General features: G+C 70.6%; 21 protein-coding genes. 8 read left to right on the plus strand and 13 right to left on the minus strand.

Going from position 1 to position 20,114, the window contains the following annotated elements; translation table 11 throughout:
• Nucleotides 1–94: 94 nt before the first annotated feature.
• The 5 genes from KUG41_RS12635 to hemH form a co-directional block, all read right to left on the minus strand.
• Nucleotides 95–340, minus strand: coding sequence for a GIVxVP protein (locus KUG41_RS12635; RefSeq protein ID WP_216904548.1), 246 nt, complete (start codon nt 338–340; stop codon nt 95–97).
• On the minus strand, nt 337–693 hold the full coding sequence (locus KUG41_RS12640; RefSeq protein WP_254217238.1) for a hypothetical protein: 357 nt from the start codon (nt 691–693) through the stop codon (nt 337–339). Before KUG41_RS12640 ends, KUG41_RS12635 begins: the two co-directional genes overlap by 4 nt.
• The gene (gene ilvB / locus KUG41_RS12645; RefSeq protein ID WP_254217259.1) at nt 675–2,447 is read right to left on the minus strand and encodes a biosynthetic-type acetolactate synthase large subunit; all 1,773 of its coding nucleotides are present in this window, start codon (nt 2,445–2,447) and stop codon (nt 675–677) included. The genes KUG41_RS12640 and ilvB overlap by 19 nt, the downstream gene beginning before the upstream one ends.
• A gap of 166 nt (nt 2,448–2,613) precedes the next feature.
• The gene (locus KUG41_RS12650; RefSeq protein ID WP_254217239.1) at nt 2,614–3,168 is read right to left on the minus strand and encodes a M23 family metallopeptidase; all 555 of its coding nucleotides are present in this window, start codon (nt 3,166–3,168) and stop codon (nt 2,614–2,616) included.
• 64 nt (nt 3,169–3,232) lie between these two features.
• Nucleotides 3,233–4,408, minus strand: a complete 1,176-nt coding sequence (gene hemH, locus KUG41_RS12655; RefSeq protein WP_216904551.1) for a ferrochelatase — start codon at nt 4,406–4,408, stop codon at nt 3,233–3,235.
• A 165-nt stretch (nt 4,409–4,573) separates the two neighbouring features.
• Between hemH and KUG41_RS12660 the strand changes: the two genes are divergently transcribed.
• Together KUG41_RS12660 and cobO are read left to right on the plus strand one after the other, a co-directional pair.
• The gene (locus KUG41_RS12660) at nt 4,574–5,710 is read left to right on the plus strand and encodes a site-specific integrase (protein ID WP_216904552.1); all 1,137 of its coding nucleotides are present in this window, start codon (nt 4,574–4,576) and stop codon (nt 5,708–5,710) included.
• Between the two features lie 62 nt (nt 5,711–5,772).
• Nucleotides 5,773–6,471: a cob(I)yrinic acid a,c-diamide adenosyltransferase gene (gene cobO / locus KUG41_RS12665; RefSeq protein WP_216904553.1), complete on the plus strand. Its 699-nt coding sequence runs from the start codon at nt 5,773–5,775 to the stop codon at nt 6,469–6,471.
• Nucleotides 6,472–6,496: 25 nt separating this feature from the next.
• Here cobO and KUG41_RS12670 read toward each other — a convergent pair whose 3' ends face one another.
• Nucleotides 6,497–6,697, minus strand: a complete 201-nt coding sequence (locus tag KUG41_RS12670) for a hypothetical protein (protein ID WP_216904654.1) — start codon at nt 6,695–6,697, stop codon at nt 6,497–6,499.
• A 100-nt stretch (nt 6,698–6,797) separates the two neighbouring features.
• On the opposite strand from KUG41_RS12670, the gene pyrH reads away from it, so the two are divergent.
• Genes pyrH through KUG41_RS12685 form a run of 3 tightly spaced genes read left to right on the plus strand, consistent with a single transcriptional unit; the run spans nt 6,798 to nt 9,224 of the window.
• Nucleotides 6,798–7,517: a UMP kinase gene (pyrH, locus tag KUG41_RS12675; RefSeq protein ID WP_216904646.1), complete on the plus strand. Its 720-nt coding sequence runs from the start codon at nt 6,798–6,800 to the stop codon at nt 7,515–7,517.
• A gap of 31 nt (nt 7,518–7,548) precedes the next feature.
• Entirely contained in the window at nt 7,549–8,088 is a 540-nt protein-coding gene (frr, locus tag KUG41_RS12680) for a ribosome recycling factor (RefSeq protein WP_216904554.1), read from the plus strand.
• Entirely contained in the window at nt 8,085–9,224 is a 1,140-nt protein-coding gene (locus KUG41_RS12685) for a geranylgeranyl reductase family protein (protein WP_216904555.1), read from the plus strand. The genes frr and KUG41_RS12685 overlap by 4 nt, the downstream gene beginning before the upstream one ends.
• 6 nt (nt 9,225–9,230) lie before the next feature.
• On the opposite strand, the gene KUG41_RS12690 is transcribed toward KUG41_RS12685, so the two are convergent.
• The 5 genes from KUG41_RS12690 to KUG41_RS12710 all read right to left on the minus strand — a co-directional run bounded on the left by KUG41_RS12690 (nt 9,231) and on the right by KUG41_RS12710 (nt 14,742).
• Nucleotides 9,231–9,620, minus strand: a complete 390-nt coding sequence (locus KUG41_RS12690) for a cyclic nucleotide-binding domain-containing protein (protein ID WP_216904556.1) — start codon at nt 9,618–9,620, stop codon at nt 9,231–9,233.
• Nucleotides 9,621–9,690: 70 nt separating this feature from the next.
• Nucleotides 9,691–10,860: a transaldolase gene (locus KUG41_RS12695; protein WP_216904557.1), complete on the minus strand. Its 1,170-nt coding sequence runs from the start codon at nt 10,858–10,860 to the stop codon at nt 9,691–9,693.
• 108 nt (nt 10,861–10,968) lie between these two features.
• On the minus strand, nt 10,969–12,825 hold the full coding sequence (locus KUG41_RS12700) for a peptidoglycan D,D-transpeptidase FtsI family protein (RefSeq protein WP_371734137.1): 1,857 nt from the start codon (nt 12,823–12,825) through the stop codon (nt 10,969–10,971).
• The gene (locus tag KUG41_RS12705) at nt 12,825–13,265 is read right to left on the minus strand and encodes a hypothetical protein (protein WP_216904558.1); all 441 of its coding nucleotides are present in this window, start codon (nt 13,263–13,265) and stop codon (nt 12,825–12,827) included. Before KUG41_RS12705 ends, KUG41_RS12700 begins: the two co-directional genes overlap by 1 nt.
• A gap of 58 nt (nt 13,266–13,323) precedes the next feature.
• The gene (locus KUG41_RS12710; RefSeq protein WP_371734144.1) at nt 13,324–14,742 is read right to left on the minus strand and encodes a lysostaphin resistance A-like protein; all 1,419 of its coding nucleotides are present in this window, start codon (nt 14,740–14,742) and stop codon (nt 13,324–13,326) included.
• An 82-nt stretch (nt 14,743–14,824) separates the two neighbouring features.
• Between KUG41_RS12710 and KUG41_RS12715 the strand changes: the two genes are divergently transcribed.
• Entirely contained in the window at nt 14,825–16,150 is a 1,326-nt protein-coding gene (locus tag KUG41_RS12715; protein WP_216904560.1) for a histidine phosphatase family protein, read from the plus strand.
• Between the two features lie 32 nt (nt 16,151–16,182).
• Entirely contained in the window at nt 16,183–17,463 is a 1,281-nt protein-coding gene (locus tag KUG41_RS12720) for a dihydroorotase (RefSeq protein WP_216904561.1), read from the plus strand.
• Here the strand turns inward: KUG41_RS12720 and lepB are convergent.
• On the minus strand, nt 17,417–18,163 hold the full coding sequence (gene lepB, locus KUG41_RS12725; protein ID WP_216904562.1) for a signal peptidase I: 747 nt from the start codon (nt 18,161–18,163) through the stop codon (nt 17,417–17,419). The genes KUG41_RS12720 and lepB overlap by 47 nt on opposite strands.
• 67 nt (nt 18,164–18,230) lie before the next feature.
• On the opposite strand from lepB, the gene KUG41_RS12730 reads away from it, so the two are divergent.
• On the plus strand, nt 18,231–19,748 hold the full coding sequence (locus tag KUG41_RS12730) for a hypothetical protein (RefSeq protein ID WP_216904563.1): 1,518 nt from the start codon (nt 18,231–18,233) through the stop codon (nt 19,746–19,748).
• Here KUG41_RS12730 and KUG41_RS12735 read toward each other — a convergent pair.
• On the minus strand, nt 19,745–20,110 hold the full coding sequence (locus KUG41_RS12735; RefSeq protein ID WP_216904564.1) for a Spx/MgsR family RNA polymerase-binding regulatory protein: 366 nt from the start codon (nt 20,108–20,110) through the stop codon (nt 19,745–19,747). The two genes, KUG41_RS12730 and KUG41_RS12735, sit on opposite strands and share 4 nt — an antisense overlap.
• Nucleotides 20,111–20,114: the final 4 nt, after the last annotated feature.

Consider the following 20,114-nt stretch of genomic DNA (forward strand, 5'->3'; position numbering starts at 1 on the left):
CCCTTCACCGTGACTGCTCCAACTGTGAAGCGGCCATCCGGCCGTCGCCGCAGGCTGTGATGTTCGCCCACCCGGTGGGGCGGGTCGAAGCGGCTCAGGCTCCGGGGTCGGCAGGGGGAGGGGATGGGGCGTCGGACGCCGAGGGGCCGGGCGGGCGCTCGGGCTCGGGCAGCAGCTGGGCGAGCAGGCCGGCCCCCATCAGGATGCCCCCCAGGGTCAGGGCCAGGCCGCGGTTGGCGGCGGCGGGGCCGTCGATCCAGGCTCCTGTGGCCAGGAAGGCGCCCCCCAGCAGCAGGCTGGGCACCAGCACGATCCCCTTGGCGGTGCGGTTGAGGCTCATGGACAGGCTTCGGCCAGAGCCAGGCCCGCGTCGATCAGGCCCGTGGCCATGTCGTCGCCGTCGGACAGCCGGCTGACGCGGGCCAGCAGGGTGCCCCCGCTCTCCCCCATGGGACGCAGATTGACCCGGGTGCGGCGCGGCAGGGCCTGGCGCAGCCAGGCGATCGCCTGTTCCTCCTGATCGGGATCCACCTCCATGCAGGCCAGCTGCACCGGGTAGCTGCGGTTGCCATCCCCCACCTGCAGCAAGCGGCCGCTGCGCACCTGGTACACCTCCGCCGCCGCCGCCGCCCCGGGCCAGGCGATCAGCAGCGCGAGCAGCACACCGAACAGCGTCAGAGCTTGGCGCCGCAACTGGGACAGAACAGATGGGCGCTGGCAGTGGTGCTGCCGCAGGCGTTGCATTGGCGGATGGTGTCGATGGCCAGTTCGGGATGGCTGGGCAGCCCCACCATCTGGGCGTTGCTGGCTCCTGGCGGAACCATCGGGTAGCAGTTCTCGTTGCGCCTCACGCGCACGTCGACGAAGACCGGACCCGGATGGGCCAGGGCCTCGGCCAGGCCGGGGAGCAGCCGGGCCCGGTCGGAGATGCCGATGCCCTTCACCCCGAAGGCCTCGGCGAGGGCGGGGAAGTCAGGCATGCCGCCGGTCATCTCGGAGCTGGAGTAGCGCTCCTCGTAGAAGCTCTCCTGCCACTGCCGCACCATGCCCTGCCAGCCGTTGTTGAGCACGACCACCTTCACCGGCAGGCCGTACTGGCTGAGGGTGCCCAGCTCCTGGATGTTCATCAGGATGCTGGCGTCACCGGCGACGCAGATCACCGTCTCGTCGGGGAAGGCGGTCTGGACGCCCATGGCGGCGGGCATGCCGAACCCCATGGTGCCCAGGCCGGCACTGCTGATCCAGCGGCGCGGCCCGTTGCGCAGGAACTGGGCCGCCCACATCTGATGCTGGCCCACGTCGGTGGTGTAGAAGGCCTCCGGTGCCAGTTCCCGCAGGGCGATCACCACCTCCTGGGGAGCGATCTCACCGGTGGGATCGGGGATCACCAGGGGGTAGTGATGCTTCCAGGTGTCGATGCGCTCCAGCCACGCGTCGGTGCGCCCCTTGGAACCCTCCCCGGAGGAGGCCTCCAGCATGGCCTGGAGCGCCTGCTTCACATCGGAGACGACCGGCACTTCGGGAACCCGGTTCTTGCCCACCTCGGCCGCGTCGATGTCGATGTGGATCACCTGGGCCCGGGGGGCGAAGCTGTCGAGCCGGCCGGTGACGCGGTCATCGAAGCGGGCGCCGACGGCGATCAGCAGATCGCACTCGGTGACCGCGAAGTTGGCGTAGGCCGTGCCGTGCATGCCGAGCATGCCCACCGCCAGGGGGTGGTTCTCGTTGAAGGCGCCCTTGCCCATCAAGGTGGTGGTGACCGGCAGTCGGAACCGCTCGGCCAGCTGGTGCACCACCCCGTGGGCATCGGAAGCGATGGCCCCTCCCCCCACGTAGAGGAGGGGGCGACGGGCCTGGCGGATCAGGGCGAGGGCCGCCTGGATGGCTTCGGGCCGGGGGGATGGGGACCGCTTGAAGCCCGAGGGAACGGCCGTGCCCGGGGCGACGGGCAGGTAGTCGAACTCCTCGGCGCCCACGTCCTTGGGCACGTCGATCAGCACCGGTCCCGGCCGGCCGCTGGCGGCGATCAGGAAGGCTTCCGCCACGATGCGGCCGATGTCGGCGGGGTCGCGCACCACCCAGGAATGCTTCACGATCGGCAGGGTGATGCCGAAGATGTCCGTTTCCTGGAAGGCGTCGGTGCCGATGGCGGCCCGGGGCACCTGGCCCGTGATCACCACCATCGGCACCGAATCCATCTGGGCCGTGGCGATGCCCGTCACCAGGTTGGTGGCGCCGGGCCCGGAGGTGCCGAAGCAGACTCCGACCCGACCGGTGGCCCTGGCGTAGGCATCAGCCGCATGGGTGCCGCCCTGCTCGTGGCGCACCAGGATGTGCTTGACCCAGCCACGGGCTTCGGCCTTGTGGACCTCGTCGTAGATGGGCAGGATGGCGCCGCCGGGGTAGCCGAAGATGTGCCCGACCCCATGCCGGTGCAGGGCATCCATCAGGGCGTAGGCCCCGCTCACGCGCTGAGGGGCGACGGACGCGCCGCTGTCGGCGACCGATGGTTGGGAGGTGCTGGTGCCGGCGGCCGGGGAGGGGAGGGGCGTGAGCGTCACGGCTGCTGCTTGGGACAGGCGAACGGGAGACCGGTCGATGGGGGCGGGGCCATCAGCGGAACACGCCCAGGTTAGGTCTCTGGATGGGGTTTGGGTTGCGTCGGCGCCGGCTTTCGGCCATGGCTCGCAACACGCGGGCGGGGTCCATCCAGGATCCCCGATAGCGCATGCCCCAGTGCAGATGGGGACCGGTGGTGCTGCCCGTGAGGCCGACGTGGCCGATCACCTGGCCGGTGGCGACCCGCTGGCCCACCTGCAGCCGGACGCCGCCGCTGCGGTAGACACCGCTGCCGGCCTGGCCCCCCAGGTGGCAGTAGATGTGCTCGTAGCTGCCGGAGCGGATCACCAGCCCGTTGCCGCAGCCCCCATCGACGATCACCTCGCTCACCGTCCCTGCCCACCAGCTGCGGATCGGCGAACCCAGGGGGGCGGCGATGTCGATGCCGTAATGGGGACGCACATCACCGCTGAGGGGATGGGAGCGCATGCCGAAACCGCTGGTGTAGCCGGCGAAGCTGGCCACCGGGAAAGCGCCCCGGGCCCAGAGGCTGACGTTGCTGGCGCGGGCGGGATCCGCCGGGCCGATCAGGCCCAGGGCACCGACCATCGCCAGGGTCCACGGCCGCAGTCCCAGCTGCCGCCCCGCCGGGAGCCCCGGGCGCGGCGGAGGATCAGAGCAGTCCGAGGGCATGCAGGGGGCCGTGACCGGTGAGCAATTCCAGCAGAAAAGCGGAAAATCCCACCATCGCCAGTCGGCCGTTCCAGACCTCGGAGCTGTTGTTCCAGCCCCAGGCCCATTTGTCCTGGGGGTAGAGCTTCACCTTCTTGGGCAGCTGGGCCGCCTGATCCAGGTTCACCTCAGGCCCCGCCATGGCTTCCTGCACCAGATCGGCGAGGCCCTGGATGAAGGTGGGATCGGTGTCGAGGGCCGGCACCCGACGGAAGTGGGTGATCCCGGCCTCGGTGGCGATCTCCCTGTATTCGATGTCGATCTCCTCGAGGGTCTCGATGTGCTCGCTGACGAAACTGATCGGCACCACCACCAGCTCCTTGACCCCCTGCTCGCCCAGTTCGCGCAGGGCGTCCTCGGTGTAGGGCTTGAGCCACTCCACCGGCCCGACCCGGCTCTGGTAGGCGAGGGTGAACGGGTTGGTGTGGCCGAGCATCGCCTCGAGGCGCTTGATCACCAGGTCGGCGCAGGCCTCGATCTCCCGCTGGTAGGGGTCGCCGGCCTCCTCGACGTAGCTCTTGGGCACCCCGTGGGCGCTGAAGAAGATGTGGGCCTCCTCCGGGGTGACGCAGGCCCGGACCTCCCGGGCGATCAGGCCGGCCATCGCATCGATGTATCCCGGGTGGTCGTACCAGCTGCGGATGCAGCGGATCGGCAGCCGGCGGAAGGCCGGGTCGGCCTGGCGCAGGCGCTGCAGCTCCCGGAAACTGGAGCCGCTGGTGCTGATCGAGAAGTGGGGATAGAGGGGCAGCACCACCACCTCCTCGACGCCGTCGGCCTTGATGTCGCCCACGGCCGATTCGGTGAAGGGATGCCAGTAGCGCATCGCCACGTAGCTGGTGGCCTCCACCCCCTGCTGGCGCAGGCGGCTCTGCAGTTCCCTCGCCTGCTGCTCCGTGATGCGCCGCAGGGGGGAGCCGCCGCCGATGGAGCGGTAGGCCTCCTTTGACTTGCCGCTGCGCAGGGTGCTGATCAGCCAGGCCAGGGGCTTCTGGAGCGCCGGTGTGGGCAGGCGGATGATCTCCGGGTCGGAGAAGAGGTTGTAGAGAAACGGCCCCACATCCTCGATCCGTTCAGGACCGCCGAGGTTCAGCAGCAGCACGCCGACCCTGGCCATGCCTTCGATCAGAAAGGCTGAGCGTAACGCCGCCCTGGCGCCACGGGGGCGGGCCGGGTAACGTCCGCCCCAGGCTCGTGCCCGCTGACCATCCCTCCGGCCGCCCTCCCACTGCCCGACGCCGACACCATTGCCCTGGTGCGTCGGGAGAACGGTCGCCTGGCGATGTCCGGTACCGGCCTGAGACTGGAGATCCGCCAGGGCCGGCTGGGCCTGCGCGGCCCCCTGCCCTGTGCCAGGGGCAGCTCGGCCCGGCCGGTGCAGCGCATCAGCCTGGGCCTGCCCGCCACGGCGGCGGGGGTGGCGGCGGCCCTGGAGCAGCTCGCGGCGGTGCGCGATGGGCTCGATCGGGGCACCTTCCGCTGGGAGCTGTGGCGCCGCCGCTCCCCCGGCACCACGGCCGCGCCGCCTGCCCCGCCGCTCGATGGGGGCCCCTGGATCGCCCCGGTGCTGGCGGGATTCGAGGCCGCCTTCTTCGCCGAACCCCGCCGCCGCCGCCGGCCCGCGGGCAGCCGCAGCACCTGGAGCGGCGCCTACCGCCCCTATCTGCGGCGTCTGGCCGCGCTGGCCGGTGCGGCGCAGGGCAGTGTCGACGCTCCCCTGCTGGAGCGCGTTCTGGAGAGCTACCCCCTCGCCAGCCGCAGCCGCCAGCAGTGCGGCATCGCCCTGGCGGCCCTGGCCCGGCACCTGGGAATGACGCTCCCGGAGGACTGGAGCGAACGCAGCGGTGGCTACGGCCTCCATGCGGCCCGGTTCCGGGGCCTGCCCACCGATGCGCGCATCCTGGAGCTGGTGGAGGCCATCCCCAACCCCCGCTGGCGGCTCGCCTACGGCCTCATGGCCACTTATGGCCTGCGCAACCACGAGGTGTTCTTCTGCGATGTCTCGGCCCTGGCCCCGGGGGGAGACCGGGTGCTGCGGGTGCTGCCCACCAGCAAGACCGGAGAGCATCAGGTGTGGCCGTTCCAGCCCGACTGGGTGGAGCGGTTCGAGCTGGATCGGCTCGGCCACGGCGCCACGGGCCTGCCGGAGGTGACCACCGATCTGCGGCGCACCACCCTGCAGCAGGTCGGACGGCGGGTGGCGGAACAGTTCCGTCGCTACGACCTGCCGATCACCCCCTACGACCTGCGACATGCCTGGGCTGTGCGCACCATCCACATCGGCCTGCCGGACACGGTGGCGGCCCGGATGATGGGCCACTCCGTGGCGATCCACACCCGCACCTACCACCACTGGATCACCCGCCGGGATCAGCAGCAGGCGGTCGACACCGCCCTGGCCCGCCTGCGGGCCTCCTGAGTGCGGTGGCGGTGACTCTGGCTGGGGTTCCGCCAGAGTGAGGGGAAAGCCACCCCCATCCCATGACGGCGAACGCCTCCACCAGCGCGTCAGCGCCGGCCACGGATCCGCTGGATCGCCAGGCCGAGGAACTGGGTCCGGGGGGCGATCTGGCCCCGGAGGTGGATCAGGACTCCTACCGGCGCCGCATGGCCCGGCGCAAGGAGGTGCAGCAGCAGCGGGTGGGAGAGCGGAACCTGGAGAAGGGCCTGGTGCTGGTCTTCACCGGCGAGGGCAAGGGCAAGACCACCGCCGCCCTGGGGCTGGTGCTGCGCACCTTGGGCCACGGCGGTCAGGTGGCGGTGGTGCAGTTCATCAAGGGCGGTTGGCAGCCGGGGGAAGCCCGGGCCCTGGAGATCTTCGGTGAGGCCCTCCACTGGCATGCCCTCGGGGAGGGCTTCACCTGGGAAACCCAGGACAGGGAGAGGGACCGCCAGCTGGTCCAGGCCGCCTGGGAGCGCTCCTGCACCTACCTGGCCGACGGCTCCCGCAAGCTGGTGGTGCTCGATGAGATCAACGTGGCTCTCAAGCTGGGCTACCTCGATCCCGCCCAGGTGCTGGAGGGCCTCGCCCTGCGGCCGCCCCTCACCCACGTGGCCCTCACCGGCCGGGGAGCCCCGGCGGCCCTGCTGGAGCGGGCCGACCTGGTTACGGAGATGAAGGCCATCCGCCATCCCTTCCGGGAGCAGGGGGTGAAGGCCCAGGCGGGCATCGAGTTCTGAAGGCGCCGGCTCCCCAGGGGCCGGTTCAGCCCAGATCCGTCCGCAGCCGGGCCAGGCCGCAGACCAGCACCGACAGCCCGCTGACAAGCAGGGCCCGGTGCACCTCAGGCTCGCTCCAGAAGCCGGGCTGGGAGCTGGCCCGATCCAGGGCCGAGAGGGTGAGCCGGGCCATCACATCACTGCTGCGGGGGCCATGCGGGGGGCAACCGGACGCGGGAAAGGTCATGGCACCGCTGCTTTGGGGCAGTGAAGCGGCAGAGGGCGGCGCCCGCAACCTGGTGGGGCCGCGGGAGGGGTTGCTACTGTTCGGCCGATCGCATGAGCCGATGGCCTACAGGCGCGTTCTTCTCAAGCTCAGCGGTGAAGCCCTGATGGGCGACCAGGGCTACGGCATCGACCCCGCCATCGTGCAGTCGATCGCCAAGGACGTGGTCGAGGTGGTCTCCGGGGGCACCCAGCTGGCGATCGTGGTGGGCGGGGGCAACATCTTCCGGGGCCTGAAGGGATCCGCCGCCGGCATGGACCGGGCCACCGCCGACTACGTGGGCATGCTGGCCACGGTGATGAACGCCATCACCCTCCAGGACGGTCTGGAGCGGGCCGGGGTGCCGACCCGGGTCCAGAGCGCCATCTCCATGCAGGAGGTGGCGGAGCCCTACATCCGCCGGCGGGCCATCCGGCACCTGGAGAAGGGGCGTGTGGTGATCTTCGGGGCCGGCTGCGGCAATCCCTTCTTCACCACCGACACCACCGCCGCCCTGCGGGCCGCCGAGATCAATGCCGACGTGATCTTCAAGGCCACCAAGGTGGATGGGGTCTACGACAAGGACCCCGCCAAGCACCCCGATGCGGTCCGCTACGAGAGCCTCACCTTCCTCGACGTGCTCAGCGGCGAACTGGAGGTGATGGACAGCACCGCCATCGCCCTCTGCAAGGACAATGCCATTCCGATCGTGGTCTTCGACCTGTTCGGCTCGGGCAACATCGGCCGGGCGGTGGCCGGAGAGCCCATCGGCACCAGCATCGTGCCGGCGCCCCCCCGCTGACCCCCCTTCCCCTCCGCCCTTTCCCCCTGCCATGGATCTCGAAGCCAGCATGCGCAAGTCGGTGGAAGCCACCCAGCGCACCTTCAACACCATCCGCACCGGCCGGGCCAACCCTTCCCTGCTCGACAAGCTGAGCGTCGAGTACTACGGGGCCGACACACCCCTCAAGTCGCTCGCGACGATCTCCACCCCGGACGCCCAGACGATCCAGATCCAGCCCTTCGACAAGGGGTCCATGGCCCTGATCGAGAAGGCGATCGCCATGAGCGACCTGGGCCTGACCCCTAACAACGACGGCCGCCTGATCCGCATCAACATCCCCCCCCTCACCGAGGAGCGCCGCAAGGAGTTCTGCAAGCTCGCTGCGAAATATGCGGAAGAAGGCAAGGTGGGTCTGCGCAACATCCGGCGCGAGGGCATCGATCGGATCAAGAAGCAGGAGAAGGATGGTGAGCTCTCCGAGGACCAGAGCCACGACGAGCAGGACAGGATCCAGAAGCTGACCGATCGCTACATCGCCGAACTGGAGAAGCATCTGGCCGACAAGGAAGCCGACATCCTCAAGGTGTGAGCGGCTCCGGCGATGCCGATGTGATCGTGGTGGGTGCCGGTCCCGCCGGGTCGGCAGCGGCGTTCCATCTGGCGGCACGGGGTCGGCGGGTGATCCTGCTGGAGGCCCAGGACAAGGGCCGATCCAAGCCCTGTGGCGGCGGCATGGCCGCCTCGGTGCAGAGCTTGTTCCCCTTCGACCTGGCCCCCGCCGTCGACCAGGTGATCCGCCGCGTCCGCTTCACCTGGTGCCTGGAGGATCCGGTGACCGCCGAGCTCCCCGGTGATGCCCCCTTCTGGATCGTGCGCCGCAGCGTGCTCGATGCCTACCTGGGGGAGCAGGCTGTCCAGGCGGGCTGCGATCTGCGCCACGGCTGCCGGGCCGAGCGGATCGAGCGAGGTGCGGACGGGCTCTGGCAGGTGGCCGCGGCGGGGGGAGAGGTGCTGCGGGCGGCGGCAGTGGTGATCGCCGACGGATCCTCGTCCCGCTTTGCCGCTCCCCTTGGCCTGGGTCCCCCCCGGCCCCGCTTCGCCGCCACCGTCTCGGTGGAGGTGGCGGCCGAGCCCGAACCCGCCGACATGGTCCGGTTCGAATTCGGTCTGGTGCACCACGGCTTCTGCTGGGTGTTTCCCCGTCGGGGCGGCTACAGCATCGGGGTGGGCACCTTCATCGGCCAGCAGGAGGCGGACAGCCAGGCGGTGCTCCGCTCCCTGTTGCCGAGCCTTGGCCTGCCGGAGGCAGCGGGAGAGCGGCGCCAGGGGCGGCTGCGCATCTGGAACGGCCACCATCCCCTCCACGGGCAGGGCCTGGTGGTGGTGGGCGATGCGGCTTCGCTCTGCGATCCCTTTCTGGCCGAGGGGCTGCGGCCCTCCCTGCTGAGCGGTCGCGAGGCCGCCGGCGCGCTTGACCGCTGGCTCTGCGGCGATCCGGCGGCCCTGGAGTCCTACAGCCTGCGCATGCGCCAGGAGTGGGGCGATTCGATGGCCTGGGGCAAGCGCATCGCCCAGGTGTTCTACCGGGTGCCCCGGGTGGGCTATCAGCTCGGGATCAAACGCCCCACCGCCCCCCAGCGCATCGCCCAGATCCTCTCCGGGGAGATGGGCTACGGCGAGATCGCCCAGCGGGTGATCCGGCGGCTCCTGTTCCAGAGGGGCTGATCGGCCTCAGCAGCGGGTGGCGGCCTTGAGGTCGCGCAGCCGCTGGTCGATGGAGCCGAGTAGCTCGATCGCGAACATGGGCGCCTCCTGGACGGCGAACAGGAACTTCTCCCGGTTCATCACCAGCAGCTTGCAGGGGGTGACGGCCCTGGCGTCTCCGTAGCGGCGGTGGTCAAGGGTGACCAGGGCGCCGGCTCCGAAGACGTCCCCTGCCCGGATGTCCTCGTGGCCCGCATCGGCGTTCCAGCTGAGCCGCACCGTGCCCTCCAGCAGCCCGAACATGCAGTCCCCGGGTTCACCGGAACGGAAGATGGTGGCTCCGGCCTCCACGTCCTTCACCTCGCCCCTGTCGGCGAGGGCACGCATGGTGTCGAGGGCATGGACGGTGCGGGCCATTCGTCTGGGAAACGGTGCTCCATCCTTGCCCATCGAGGTGAAGGTGGGGTCAAGGCCCCGGGCCTGAGGATCAGCGGCTGATCGCCAGGGGAGCGCCGAGGCCGCCGCGCACGTCCTCGGGGGCCAGACGACCGTCGTTGTCGGTGTCGAGGGCATCGAAGACCGCATCGCTGCCCAGCCACTCCTCCCGGGTGATGCAGCCGTCGCCGTCGAGATCGTTGAGCAGAAAGATCTCGTGCACGGCGTGGGTGAAGGCGGCTCCGCCCTCGACCACCGCCAGCCGGTGGGCCAGCTGGCCCTCCAGGGTTTCGATGGCCTTGGAGAAGCCCCGGATCCCCTCGTCGAGCTTGTCGCTCGCCATGGTGTCCTCGGCCATCATGGTCCGGAACAGGGTCTCATCCACGTGGATCCGGGGTTCGCCGGCGGCCGGGTTGGCGGCGTCGAGGCGCCGCTCCAGCACGTCCTCGCTCTGGCGCAGCTGGTCCATCAGAGCCGGGGAGATGGTGAGCAGGTCGCAGCCCGCCAGCTCCACGATCTCGTCGATGTTGCGGAAGCTGGCACCCATCACCTCGGTGGCGTAGCCATGGGTCTTGAAGTAGTTGAAGATCCGGGTGACCGACAGCACCCCGGGATCCTCCGGGCCTGGATAGCTGTCGCGACCGGTGGATTTCTTGTACCAGTCGAGGATGCGCCCCACGAACGGGGAGATCAATGTGGCCCCGGCCTCGGCACAGGCCACGGCCTGGGCGAAGCCGAACAGCAGCGTCAGGTTGCAGTGGATGCCTTCCCGCTCGAGGATCTCTGCGGCCTTGATGCCCTCCCAGGTGGAAGCGATCTTGATCAGCACCCGGTCCTTGCCGATGCCGGCCTGGTCGTAGAGGCTGATGAGCTTGCGGGCCTTGGCGATGGTCGCGTCGGTGTCGTAGCTCAGGCGGGCATCCACCTCGGTGGAGACCCGGCCCGGCACGATCTTGAGAATTTCCTTGCCGAAGGTGACGCTGATCTCGTCGATCGCTTCGCGCACCACCTCCTCGGCCGGGGCGTCAGCGCCGATCACCTCCCGGGATTCGCGCAGGGAACGGTCGATCAGCTCCTGGTAGGTGGGGATCTGGGCGGCGGCCAGGATCAGGGAAGGGTTGGTGGTGGCATCCCGCGGCGTGAACTGACGGATGGCGTCGATGTCGCCGGTGTCGGCCACCACCACGGTCATGGCGGCCAGTTGTTCGAGAAGATTGGCCATCGTTGAACGGCGTCGTGCAAGGGGTCCTCAGGCTCCGACGCTAGCCATGGTCCCCGGGACGACAGCCAGGGGGTTGTGGGAATGAGGACAGGGAGCGCAGGCGGCTGATCAGGTGGCGGCGGGTTTTCCGGCCGGCCTGGGGACCGGCCGGGTGGGGGGCACCTTCTCGATCACCAGCAGGGCTTCGGCGATCTGGCGGGCCGCCGGCAGGGCCACGGTGGAACCGTAGGCGTTGCCCCCCTGGGGCTCGTCGACCACCACCAGCACCACGTAGCTGGGGTCCTCCGACGGCAGGATCGCCACGAAGCTGCAGATCCTGGCTCCGGGGATGTAGACCCCATTGCGGGCCTTCTGAGCGGTGCCGGTCTTGCCGGCGATCCGGTAGCCGGGGATCTTCATGCCCTTGCCCGAGCCGTTCTCCACCACCGACTCCATCCAGTCGACGACGGTGCGTGTCACCTTCGGATCCAGCAGTTGCACCCCCGTGGGGGAGCTGGAACTGGCCAGGGCTTCGCCTGAGCGCAGGCCCCGGGTGATGTGGGGGCTCACCAGCCGGCCGCCGTTGGCGAGCATTGCATGCAGCTGCAGCAGCTTCAGAGGGGTGAGGGAGAACCCCTGACCGAAGGCGGCCACCGCGGGCTCGATCGGGGCCGAGGTGAATTCGCTGCGGCTCTTCAGCTGACCGGCCACGGCTCCGGGCAGGTCCGTGTCCGGCATGTCGTCGATGCCCATGGCATGCAACCAGTGCCAGAAGCGATCCCGTTTCACATTGGCCATCGCCCTGACCATGCCGACGTTGCTGGAGACCTGCAGCACGGTGGGGAAATCGATCAGGCCGTTGGCGCGGCGATCGTGGTTGAAGATCGGCCAGCCGCCGATTTCCAGCTGACCCACGTCGTTGACCTTGTCGCCGGGGCGGATCGCCTTCTCCTGCAGGGCCAGGGCCAGGTTGATGGGCTTGAAGGTGGAGCCGGGTTCGTAGAGGTCCTGCACCGACCATTCCCGGAACAGTCCGGGGTTGTAGCTCCAGAAGCGGTTGGGGTCGTAGCTGGGCGTGGAGGCCAGTGCCAGGATCTCGCCGTTGCGGGCGTTCATCACCAGGGCGGCCCCGCGTTTGGCTTTCCATTGCTTCACCTGCTTGCCGAGCGCCTGCTGGGCCACCTGCTGCAGGCGGGCATCCAGGGTGAGCTGCAGCCGCAGGTCGTCGCCGTACAGCGCTCCGGCCTGGAGCCCTTCCGGCAGAGGGGTGCCGTCGGCCCCGCGGCGCATGCTCAGGGTCACCTCCTGGCGCCGCAGGTCCCGATCCCGGCTCTGTTCCAGGCCGGCCTGGGCCACCCGTTCCAGGTTGAGGAAGCCCACCACGTTGGCGAACAGCTGGCCCTGCGGGTAAACCCGCTGGGGATAGGCCTCCAGGTCGAGGCCGCTGATGCCCAGCGCCCTCACCCGGTGGGCCGTTTCCGGATCCAGGCCGGTGGCGAGCTTGACGCCGCTGCGGCGGCTGCCGATGGTCCTGACCAGATCCTCCGTGGGGCGGGCCAGCACCACGGAGAGCTTTCGGGCCACGTCGGAGGCAGGGCGGATCTGCTGGGGTTCGTCGCCGGGCAGGTTGAAATAACGGGGATGGGCCCAGAGCGTGTAGCGCTCCTCGTCGAGGGCCACCAGCCGACCCATGCGATCCACGATGGTGCGGCGCTTGCCGATGGGGGCGATCGACTGGGTCTGGATGGCCAGGGCCCGGGCCTGAAGCCGGGGGGCCTGCACCACCTGCAGCCAGGCCAGCCGGCCGGCCAGGCCGAGCAGCGCGGCGCAGAGCAGCAGGTACACCGCCAGCATCCTGCCGGGCGGGATCGGCTGGATCTCCACCACCCGACGTCCCTTCGATCCCGGCGACCGGCGGGGGGGCGGGCTGCCCGCAGTCGGTGGGGGACCGGAACCGCCGGCCCTCGGGCGGAAGGCGGCAGGCATCAGTAGCCGGCCGGGATGGCCCGCAACTGGAAGCCGGCGAGCAGGGGCAGGGGTGAGCGGGGACGGGGGGCCTTCGGTTCGGGCAGATGGATGAGCTTCTCGCTGCTGGTGGGCTCCAGCAGCCCGGGCCGCCGCACCACACTGAGGTGATGCTGCTCGAGGACAGCGGAGGCCTCCTGCATCCGGTGCTCCAGGGTCTTGGAGGCCTCCAGCTGGGTGAAGCTGTGGGCCCACTGGTTCTGCCAGTGAAGGGTCAGGGCACTGAGGCCGAGCATGGAGAGACCCAGTCCCACCAGGGCACCGGTGCTGATCCGATGCAGGCTGGCGAGCCAGGGGGCCTGGCGTTCGATGCGGCGGGCCGACAGCGACCCCTCGATCAGCCGCAGGGAACGCAGTTCCGGCAGGCGCTTCTGGCTGCGTGGGAGGGGGGAGGCGGCCAAGGGACCTGACGGGACTCTGCGCAAGTGAACCACCCCTGGGGGACGGCAGCAAGCGCTGTCAGTCGGCGAGAAAGAGGAGATTCATGAAGGTCAGGCCGTTCCAGAGGGCATGCATCAGCACGGCACTGGCCAGACGGCCGCTGCGCCAGCGCAGCCAGCCCAGCCCCAGACCCAGCACGAACAGGGGGGCCAGTTCCCCCAGGCTGAGGTGGGCCACGGCGAACACCGCCGCACTCAGCACCACCGCCGCCGGCCCCCCCAGCCTCTGACCCGCCACCGGCAGCAGCACGCCGCGGAAGAGGGTCTCCTCGAACAGGGGCGCCACCAGCAGGGCGGTGAAGGCGAAGCAGGCGAGAGCCAGGGGATCGGCACTGGTGAGCACCAGTTCCAGCAGGGGATTGCTGCCGCCCGGATCGGCCCAGATCCGGTCGATGGCCCAGCTCGAAGCCGTCACCACCGGCAGCACCATCAGCAGGGTGACCACGGCGCCGGCGAAGGCCGTGGCGATCGGTCGCCAGTGCCACTGCAGCCAGCCAGCCGCCGGCCTGGCACTGGGGCCCGGCAGCAGCAGGGCGAGCAGCAGCAGGGGAACGGCCATCAGGGCCAGGTAGAGCACCAGCACCTCGATGCCCTGGCTCAGGGCCCTGGGGGTGGCCAGACGCTGCACCAAGGCCTGGAGAGCTGGTTGCACCAGCAGGGGCACCACCACCTCGCCGAGCACCACGAAGCCGCCGGCGATCAGCAGGATCACGTCGACGGGGGCCAGGGGTGGGCCCTGCAGCGGAGCCGCGGCCGGCAGTCTGCGGCGCCAGGCCAGCCAGAGCTGCCTGAGCAGCAGCACGACCCCCACGAGCAGGAAGAGAAGGGGCAGGAGGGTCACCGCCAGAAGCTTCAGCACCAGCCCCAGCGAGCGCTGTTCCGCCGGGCACTCCCCCGGGTCTCCGGGAAGCTGCTCACAGACCAGCTGTTGCACGATCACGGGCGCCGACCAGGGGGCCAGCAGCTGCTGCCGCTGACCGGCGTCGATGCTGCGACCGGCCAGCAGGGCCTGGATCAGGGGGCGCCGGGGGGCATCCACCTGGTTCAGCAGCAGCCCGAGATCGGCGTCGCCGGTCGTGGTGGTGGCGGTCTCTCCGGAGCGCTCCAGCAGGGCGAGCTCCAGACGCCGCAGGGCCCTCGCCGGTTCCTCCGAGGCCTCCATCTGGCGCCGGAGCTCCTCCGTGAGGGTGCGGCGCGGCGTCTCCCCGGCCAGGGCCGGCTGCAGTCCCTCCGGCAGGGACCCGGCCGCCAGGGCCGACAGTTCCAGCTGCCGCAGGCTGAGGGAATCCACCACCGACGGCCGGTCCAGGCTGTCGATCAGCCCTCCGACCCAGAGCAGGCCACTGAGGGCAAGGCTGAGCAAAGCCAGCGGCACCTTCCAGCCCGCAGGCGCAGAGGGTGGTCCGGATCGGGAAGGGGGACCGCTCAACCGGAGCACCTGGAGGGCATGGGGCCATCGATTCTCCCCTGCGCCGGTGCCGGGCGGTCCCATACGATGGCCCCCCCGCGCCACAGGCACCTTGCCCCTTCGCATCGTGCTGGTCCGCCATGGCCTCAGCAGCTTCAACCTGGAGCAACGCATCCAGGGCCGGGACGACCTCTCCAGCCTCACCGAAGCGGGCCAGCTCCAGGCCCGTCGCACGGGAGAGGCCCTGAGGGAGCTTGGCTTCCAGGCGGCCTACAGCTCACCCCTGCAGCGGGCCAGGGCCACGGCGGAGCTTCTGCTGGCCAGTCAGGGAGCGGATCTGGCGCCCGCCTTCCACGACGATCTGCTGGAGATCGATCTGGGCCCCTGGAGCGGGCTCCTGCGCAGCGAGCTGCGGGCCCTGGATCCGGAGCAGGAGCGCCGCTGGCGCGAAGCCCCGGAAACCATGGAGCTGCGGCGGGCCGACGGCAGCGTCTACCGACCGGTGCCGGAGCTGCTGGAGCAGGCGGCCCGCTTCGCCGACGGGCTGCTGGCCCGCCACGGCGACGGCGACACGGTGCTCGTGGTGGCCCACAACGCCATCCTGCGCTGTCTGGTGCTGCACCTGCTCGGGCTCCCGGCCAGCGGCTTCCTGCGCCTGCGGCTCGACAACGCCGCCATCTCGGTGCTCAATCTGACCCGCGCCGGGGGTGGTCGCCCCCAGGTGCAGCTGGAGTCGCTCAACGGCACCGCCCACCTGGGGACGGCCCTTCCCCCCGCCGGCCCCGGCTGCCGCCTGCTGCTGGTGCGCCACGGCGAAACCGACTGGAACCGGGAAGGGCGTTTCCAGGGCCAGATCGACATCCCCCTCAACGCCCATGGACTGGCCCAGGCGGAGGCGGCACGGGCCTTCCTCGCCCCGGTACCCATGCAGCGGGCCTACAGCAGCGACATGGCCCGCCCCCTGCGCACGGCGGAGGTCATCCTCTGCTCCCATCCCGGCGTGCCGCTCACCACCACCCGGGGCCTGCGCGAGATCGGCCACGGCCTCTGGGAGGGCCGGCTGGAGAGCGAGATCGCCGCCGGCTGGCCCGATCTCCTGGCCGACTGGAAGCGCACCCCCCAGACCGTGCAGATGCCCGAAGGGGAAACCATCGCTGAGGTCTGGGACCGGTCCCTGGCGGCCTGGAACCGGATCGTCGCCGGCCTGGGGGCCCGGGAGACGGCCCTGGTGGTCGCCCACGACGCCGTCAACAAGACCATCCTCTGCGCCCTGCTGGGCCTCAGCCCCGCCGACATCTGGATGGTGAAACAGGGCAACGGCGGCGTCACCGTGGTGGACTATCCCCGCGGGATTGCTGCTCCTCCGGTGGTGGCCAGCCTCAACCTCACCGCCCATCTTGGGGGTGTGCTCGACCGCACCGCCGCCGGCGCCCTCTAGCCCGTCCCTGTCTGCCCCCGAGGTGCTCCGCCATGGACCGTCGCCTGCTGATCCGAGGGGTGCAGCTGCTGGAAGGCCCCGACCGGCCGGCGCGGCAGGCGGATGTGCTGCTCGAGGCTGGCGTGCTCCGGGCGATCGATCCGGTCCTGAGCGGGGAGATCGCCGGGAACCTGGAGAGTGTCGATGGCCGCGGCTGGTGGCTGGGGCCGGCCCTGGTGGATCCCCACAGCGTGCTGGAGGACCCGCTCCAGGGCCGGGCCGAGACCCTTGCCAGCCTGGCGGCGGCGGCCGCCGCCGGTGGCTATGGAACCGTGGCCCTGCTGCCCTGGGCCTCCACCTGGCGGGACCGGCCCGAGCGGCTGGGCCTCGACTGGCCCGAACCCCTGCGGCTGCTGTGCTGGGGAAGCTTCAGCCTCGATGGCCTCGACCGGGAACTGGCTCCCCACGGCGACCAGCTCGAGGCCGGAGCCTGCGGTCTGGCGGGTGGCGCTGCCCTGCCGCCGATCGACCTGCTGGAGCGGGGGCTCAGCCTGGGTGAGACGGCGGATCGGCCGGTGCTGCTGCCGCCGCGGGATGGCTCCCTGGCGGAGCGCGGCTTCGTGCGGGAGCGGGTGGAGGCCCTGCGAGCCGGCTGGCCCCTTGATCCCCCCGCCAGCGAAACCATTCCCCTCGAGACCCTGCTGTCCCTGGCCGACGACCTTCCCGCCCCGGCCCTGCGGCTGATGAACCTGTCCACCGCCGAGGCGGTGGAGAGGTTGCGGCGCCAGCCCCGGCCGCCGATGGCCTCGGTGGGCTGGTGGCATCTGGTGGCGGACAGCGGAGGTCTCGATCCGGCCGAGGAAGGCTGGCGGCTGGTGCCCTCGCTGGGGGGACCCGAGGATCGCCGGTCCCTGATCAGGGGCCTGGCCGATGGCCTGATCACCGCGGTCGCGGTCCATCACGTGGCCCTGGATCCGGAGGAGCAGCTGCTGCCCCTCGACCAGCGCCGGCCCGGAGTGGCGGGCCACGGGCTGGTGCTGCCCCTGCTGTGGGAGGAACTGGTGGGCCGCCAGGGCTGGCGGCCGGAGCAGCTCTGGCAGGTGCTCTGCTGGGGCCCCTCCCGGTTTCTGGACCTGCCGGAAGCCGTTCTGGAGCCCGGCAGCCGCCACTGGCTGCTGTTCGATCCCGGGCGGACCTGGCGCTGGCCCGAAGAGGGCACGGGCTCCCTGGCCGCCAACCGGCCCTGTAGGGAGCGCCTGCTGCAGGGTCGGGTGATCGCCTCCGGCCTCAGCGATCCGGCGAGCTGGGCGCTGGCAGCGGACCCGCCGACGTGAACGGGAAGAAACGCCAGAAGGCGCGGCCGATCAGCTCGCTCTCCGGGAGCAGCGGGCCGCCGGGCCAGAAGCGGGCATCCCAGCTGTTGGCCCGGTTGTCCCCCATCACCACCAGATGGCCGGGGGGCACCACCACGTCGATGGTGCGGCAGGGACCGACCCCCTGTCGATCGACGGGGCAGTAGTTCCGGACGTAGGGCTCGTCGAGGGGGCGACCGTTGATGCTGACCCGACCGCGGGGGTCGGCCGTCACCCGCTCCCCCGGCAGCCCGATGACGCGCTTGATGTAGGCGTCGCAGGCCGGCTGCTGGATACCCGGCAGGGAGCCGATCAGGGGCAGGTTGACCAGGAGGCAGCGCAGGGGACCCGGCTTGGTGGGACCGGTGAGGATCGGATCGAAGTGATAGGGCGAGCGGAACACCACCACTTCCCCACGCCTGGGCCCCCGGTTGCGGAAGCTGATCTTTTCCACCAGCAGCCGGTCCTGGAGCTGGAGCCCCGGCAGCATCGAACCGGAGGGGATGTAGCGGGCCTCCAGCAGGAACTGGCGGATACCGAGGGCCACCGCCAGGGTGATGAGCACGCTGCGCCAGAAGGCCCAGGGGTTTTCCTCCCCTTCCTGGCGGCCTCCCGGCTGACCCTCTGGAGCGGGGGGCCGGGAACGGTCGCCGTCGTCGGCCAGGGGATCCGAGGGGGTCAAGGGGCTCGTGCGACAGGTTCCGTGGACGGGAGGCAGATTAGGCACGCATCCGCCCGCCGCGTCCCCCATGGCACGCCCACGCTGGCACCAGACCCTGGCCTTTCCCACAAGTGGCCCGGGCCGGCGCTGGGACCGGTTCGTGGCGCTCTGGGCCGCCGTCAATCTGGTGTGGGTGGCCTTCGACATCACCTACATCCCGCTGCGCACCTTCTGGCTGCAGCGCAATCTCTATCCGCTGCCCTCGGTGCCCCTGGCGGTGCCGCTCACCTTCATCCCCGACATCACTCCCTGGGTGGACCCGGTGAAGGGGATCGAACCCCACCGGGAGACCCAGGCCTACCTGCGCCAGTTCGACAGGCTCGACACCGCCATGCGCCAGGGGCCGCGCGGGTCCCTGACCGCCTCCCAGCGCCAGCTGCTGGAGGAGCAGGTGCGGCTCACCGAGGAGATGATCGACTCCAACCCGATGCTGGCGTCCGGCACCTCCGGCACCCTGGAGAAGATCAAGAACCGCCTGCGCCAGCGGGCCGACCAGGATTCGGCCAAGCAGGCCGCCGCCGCCCTGCTCACCCCCACCTGGCTCGCCACCCACCCCTGGGAGCAGGAACGGCTGTTCTGGCGCCAGCAGGTGCTCCCGCTGGTGGCCACCACCTACTGGCGGTCGATCGACGAGAACGGGCGCCCCACCGACCATTTCTGGCGCTACGACCTGATCCTCTTCCAGAGCGTCTTCGCCCTGGACATCCTGCTGCGGGCCCTGCGCCTGCGCCGCCGCCTGCCGGGCCTCAGCTGGGGCCGGGCCCTGCTGCGGCGCTGGATCGATCTGCCCCTGCTGCTGCCCTTCTGGCGCTGGCTGCGGGTGGTGCCCGTGCTGGAGCGCCTCCACACCAGCGGGCTGATCACCATCGAACCGATCCGCGCCGTGATCAGCCGGGGCGTGGTCGCCCTGCTGGCGGTGGAGCTGTTCGAGGTGCTGGCCCTGCAGCTGATCGACGGCCTGCAGCAACTGATCCGCTCCCGCCGCTGGCCGATGCGGATCCGGGCCCTGCGCAGCCACCAGACAGTGGTGAACAACGAGGAACGGGAGCTGGTGGAACTGGTGCGGATCTGGGGTCCGCTGCTGCTGGTGCGGGTGGCTCCGCGGCTGGCCCCTGAACTCCAAGGGGTGCTCAGCCATGCCCTGCAGCAGAGCGTGCAGAACGCGATCGTGCCGCCGGGCCTGCGCCAGCTGCAGCCGCTGCTGCAGGTGGAGAAGGGGCTCAGCCGTCAGCTGGCCGTGGGCATGGTGGAGAGCCTGCTCGATCTCACCCGCAGCACCGGGGAGCGACTCAGCCGGCGCGACGACCAGCAGCTCGAACTGCTGCAGCGGTTCATCGACCGCTTCTGGGAGGAGCTGGCCGAGGCCCTGGAGAGCGGGCCGGTGCTGGAACGCTCCCAGCAGTTGCTGTGCACCTTCCTCGAGGAGTTCAAGGGCACCTACCTGAGCCAGATCAGCCGGGCCGGAATCGAAGGCCTGATCGAGGAGCTGGACCAGCTGATGGTGAAGGGCGCCCGGGAGTCGGAGCAACGGGAGGATGCCGGCTAGGCGAACAGCTCCTCCCACTCCCGGGGCTGGAAGCCCGTCACGATGCGCCCGGACGCCGTGACCAGGAAGGGGCGTTTGATCAGCCGTCCGTCGGCCGCCAGGGCGGCCAGGGCCGTGGCGTCGTCCATGGCTTTCACCGTGGCCGGGCCCAGGGCCCGGTAGCTCTGGCCACTGGTGTTGAACAACCTGCCGCGGTGGCCGAACTGGTCGAGAGCCTGACCCAGCAGCGCCAGGGACGGCGGGGTGGTGGTGATGTCGATGGATTCGAAGGGAAGGGCCCGCTCCCGGAGCCAGGCCACGGCCTTGCGGCAAGTGGAGCAACCCGCGTACAGGTAGACGCGGTGCCCGGCCGGCTCAGCCATTGCG

The organism is Synechococcus sp. CCY 9618, from assembly GCF_019038415.1.
In the GTDB taxonomy this organism is placed as follows: domain Bacteria; phylum Cyanobacteriota; class Cyanobacteriia; order PCC-6307; family Cyanobiaceae; genus Cyanobium.

Coding starts and splice junctions, on each gene's coding strand:
- frr (WP_216904554.1), top strand. CDS start 7,549: ATGGATCTCGAAGCCAGCATGCGCAAGTCGGTGGAAGCCACCCAGCGC.
- KUG41_RS12660 (WP_216904552.1), top strand. CDS start 4,574: ATGTCCGGTACCGGCCTGAGACTGGAGATCCGCCAGGGCCGGCTGGGC.
- hemH (WP_216904551.1), bottom strand. CDS start 4,408: ATGGCCAGGGTCGGCGTGCTGCTGCTGAACCTCGGCGGTCCTGAACGG.
- KUG41_RS12730 (WP_216904563.1), top strand. CDS start 18,231: ATGGCACGCCCACGCTGGCACCAGACCCTGGCCTTTCCCACAAGTGGC.
- KUG41_RS12670 (WP_216904654.1), bottom strand. CDS start 6,697: ATGACCTTTCCCGCGTCCGGTTGCCCCCCGCATGGCCCCCGCAGCAGT.
- pyrH (WP_216904646.1), top strand. CDS start 6,798: ATGGCCTACAGGCGCGTTCTTCTCAAGCTCAGCGGTGAAGCCCTGATG.
- KUG41_RS12720 (WP_216904561.1), top strand. CDS start 16,183: ATGGACCGTCGCCTGCTGATCCGAGGGGTGCAGCTGCTGGAAGGCCCC.
- cobO (WP_216904553.1), top strand. CDS start 5,773: ATGACGGCGAACGCCTCCACCAGCGCGTCAGCGCCGGCCACGGATCCG.
- ilvB (WP_254217259.1), bottom strand. CDS start 2,447: ATGGATGCCCTGCACCGGCATGGGGTCGGGCACATCTTCGGCTACCCC.
- KUG41_RS12695 (WP_216904557.1), bottom strand. CDS start 10,860: ATGGCCAATCTTCTCGAACAACTGGCCGCCATGACCGTGGTGGTGGCC.
- KUG41_RS12735 (WP_216904564.1), bottom strand. CDS start 20,110: ATGGCTGAGCCGGCCGGGCACCGCGTCTACCTGTACGCGGGTTGCTCC.
- KUG41_RS12690 (WP_216904556.1), bottom strand. CDS start 9,620: ATGGCCCGCACCGTCCATGCCCTCGACACCATGCGTGCCCTCGCCGAC.
- KUG41_RS12635 (WP_216904548.1), bottom strand. CDS start 340: ATGAGCCTCAACCGCACCGCCAAGGGGATCGTGCTGGTGCCCAGCCTG.
- KUG41_RS12650 (WP_254217239.1), bottom strand. CDS start 3,168: ATGGTCGGTGCCCTGGGCCTGATCGGCCCGGCGGATCCCGCCCGCGCC.
- KUG41_RS12700 (WP_371734137.1), bottom strand. CDS start 12,825: ATGCCTGCCGCCTTCCGCCCGAGGGCCGGCGGTTCCGGTCCCCCACCG.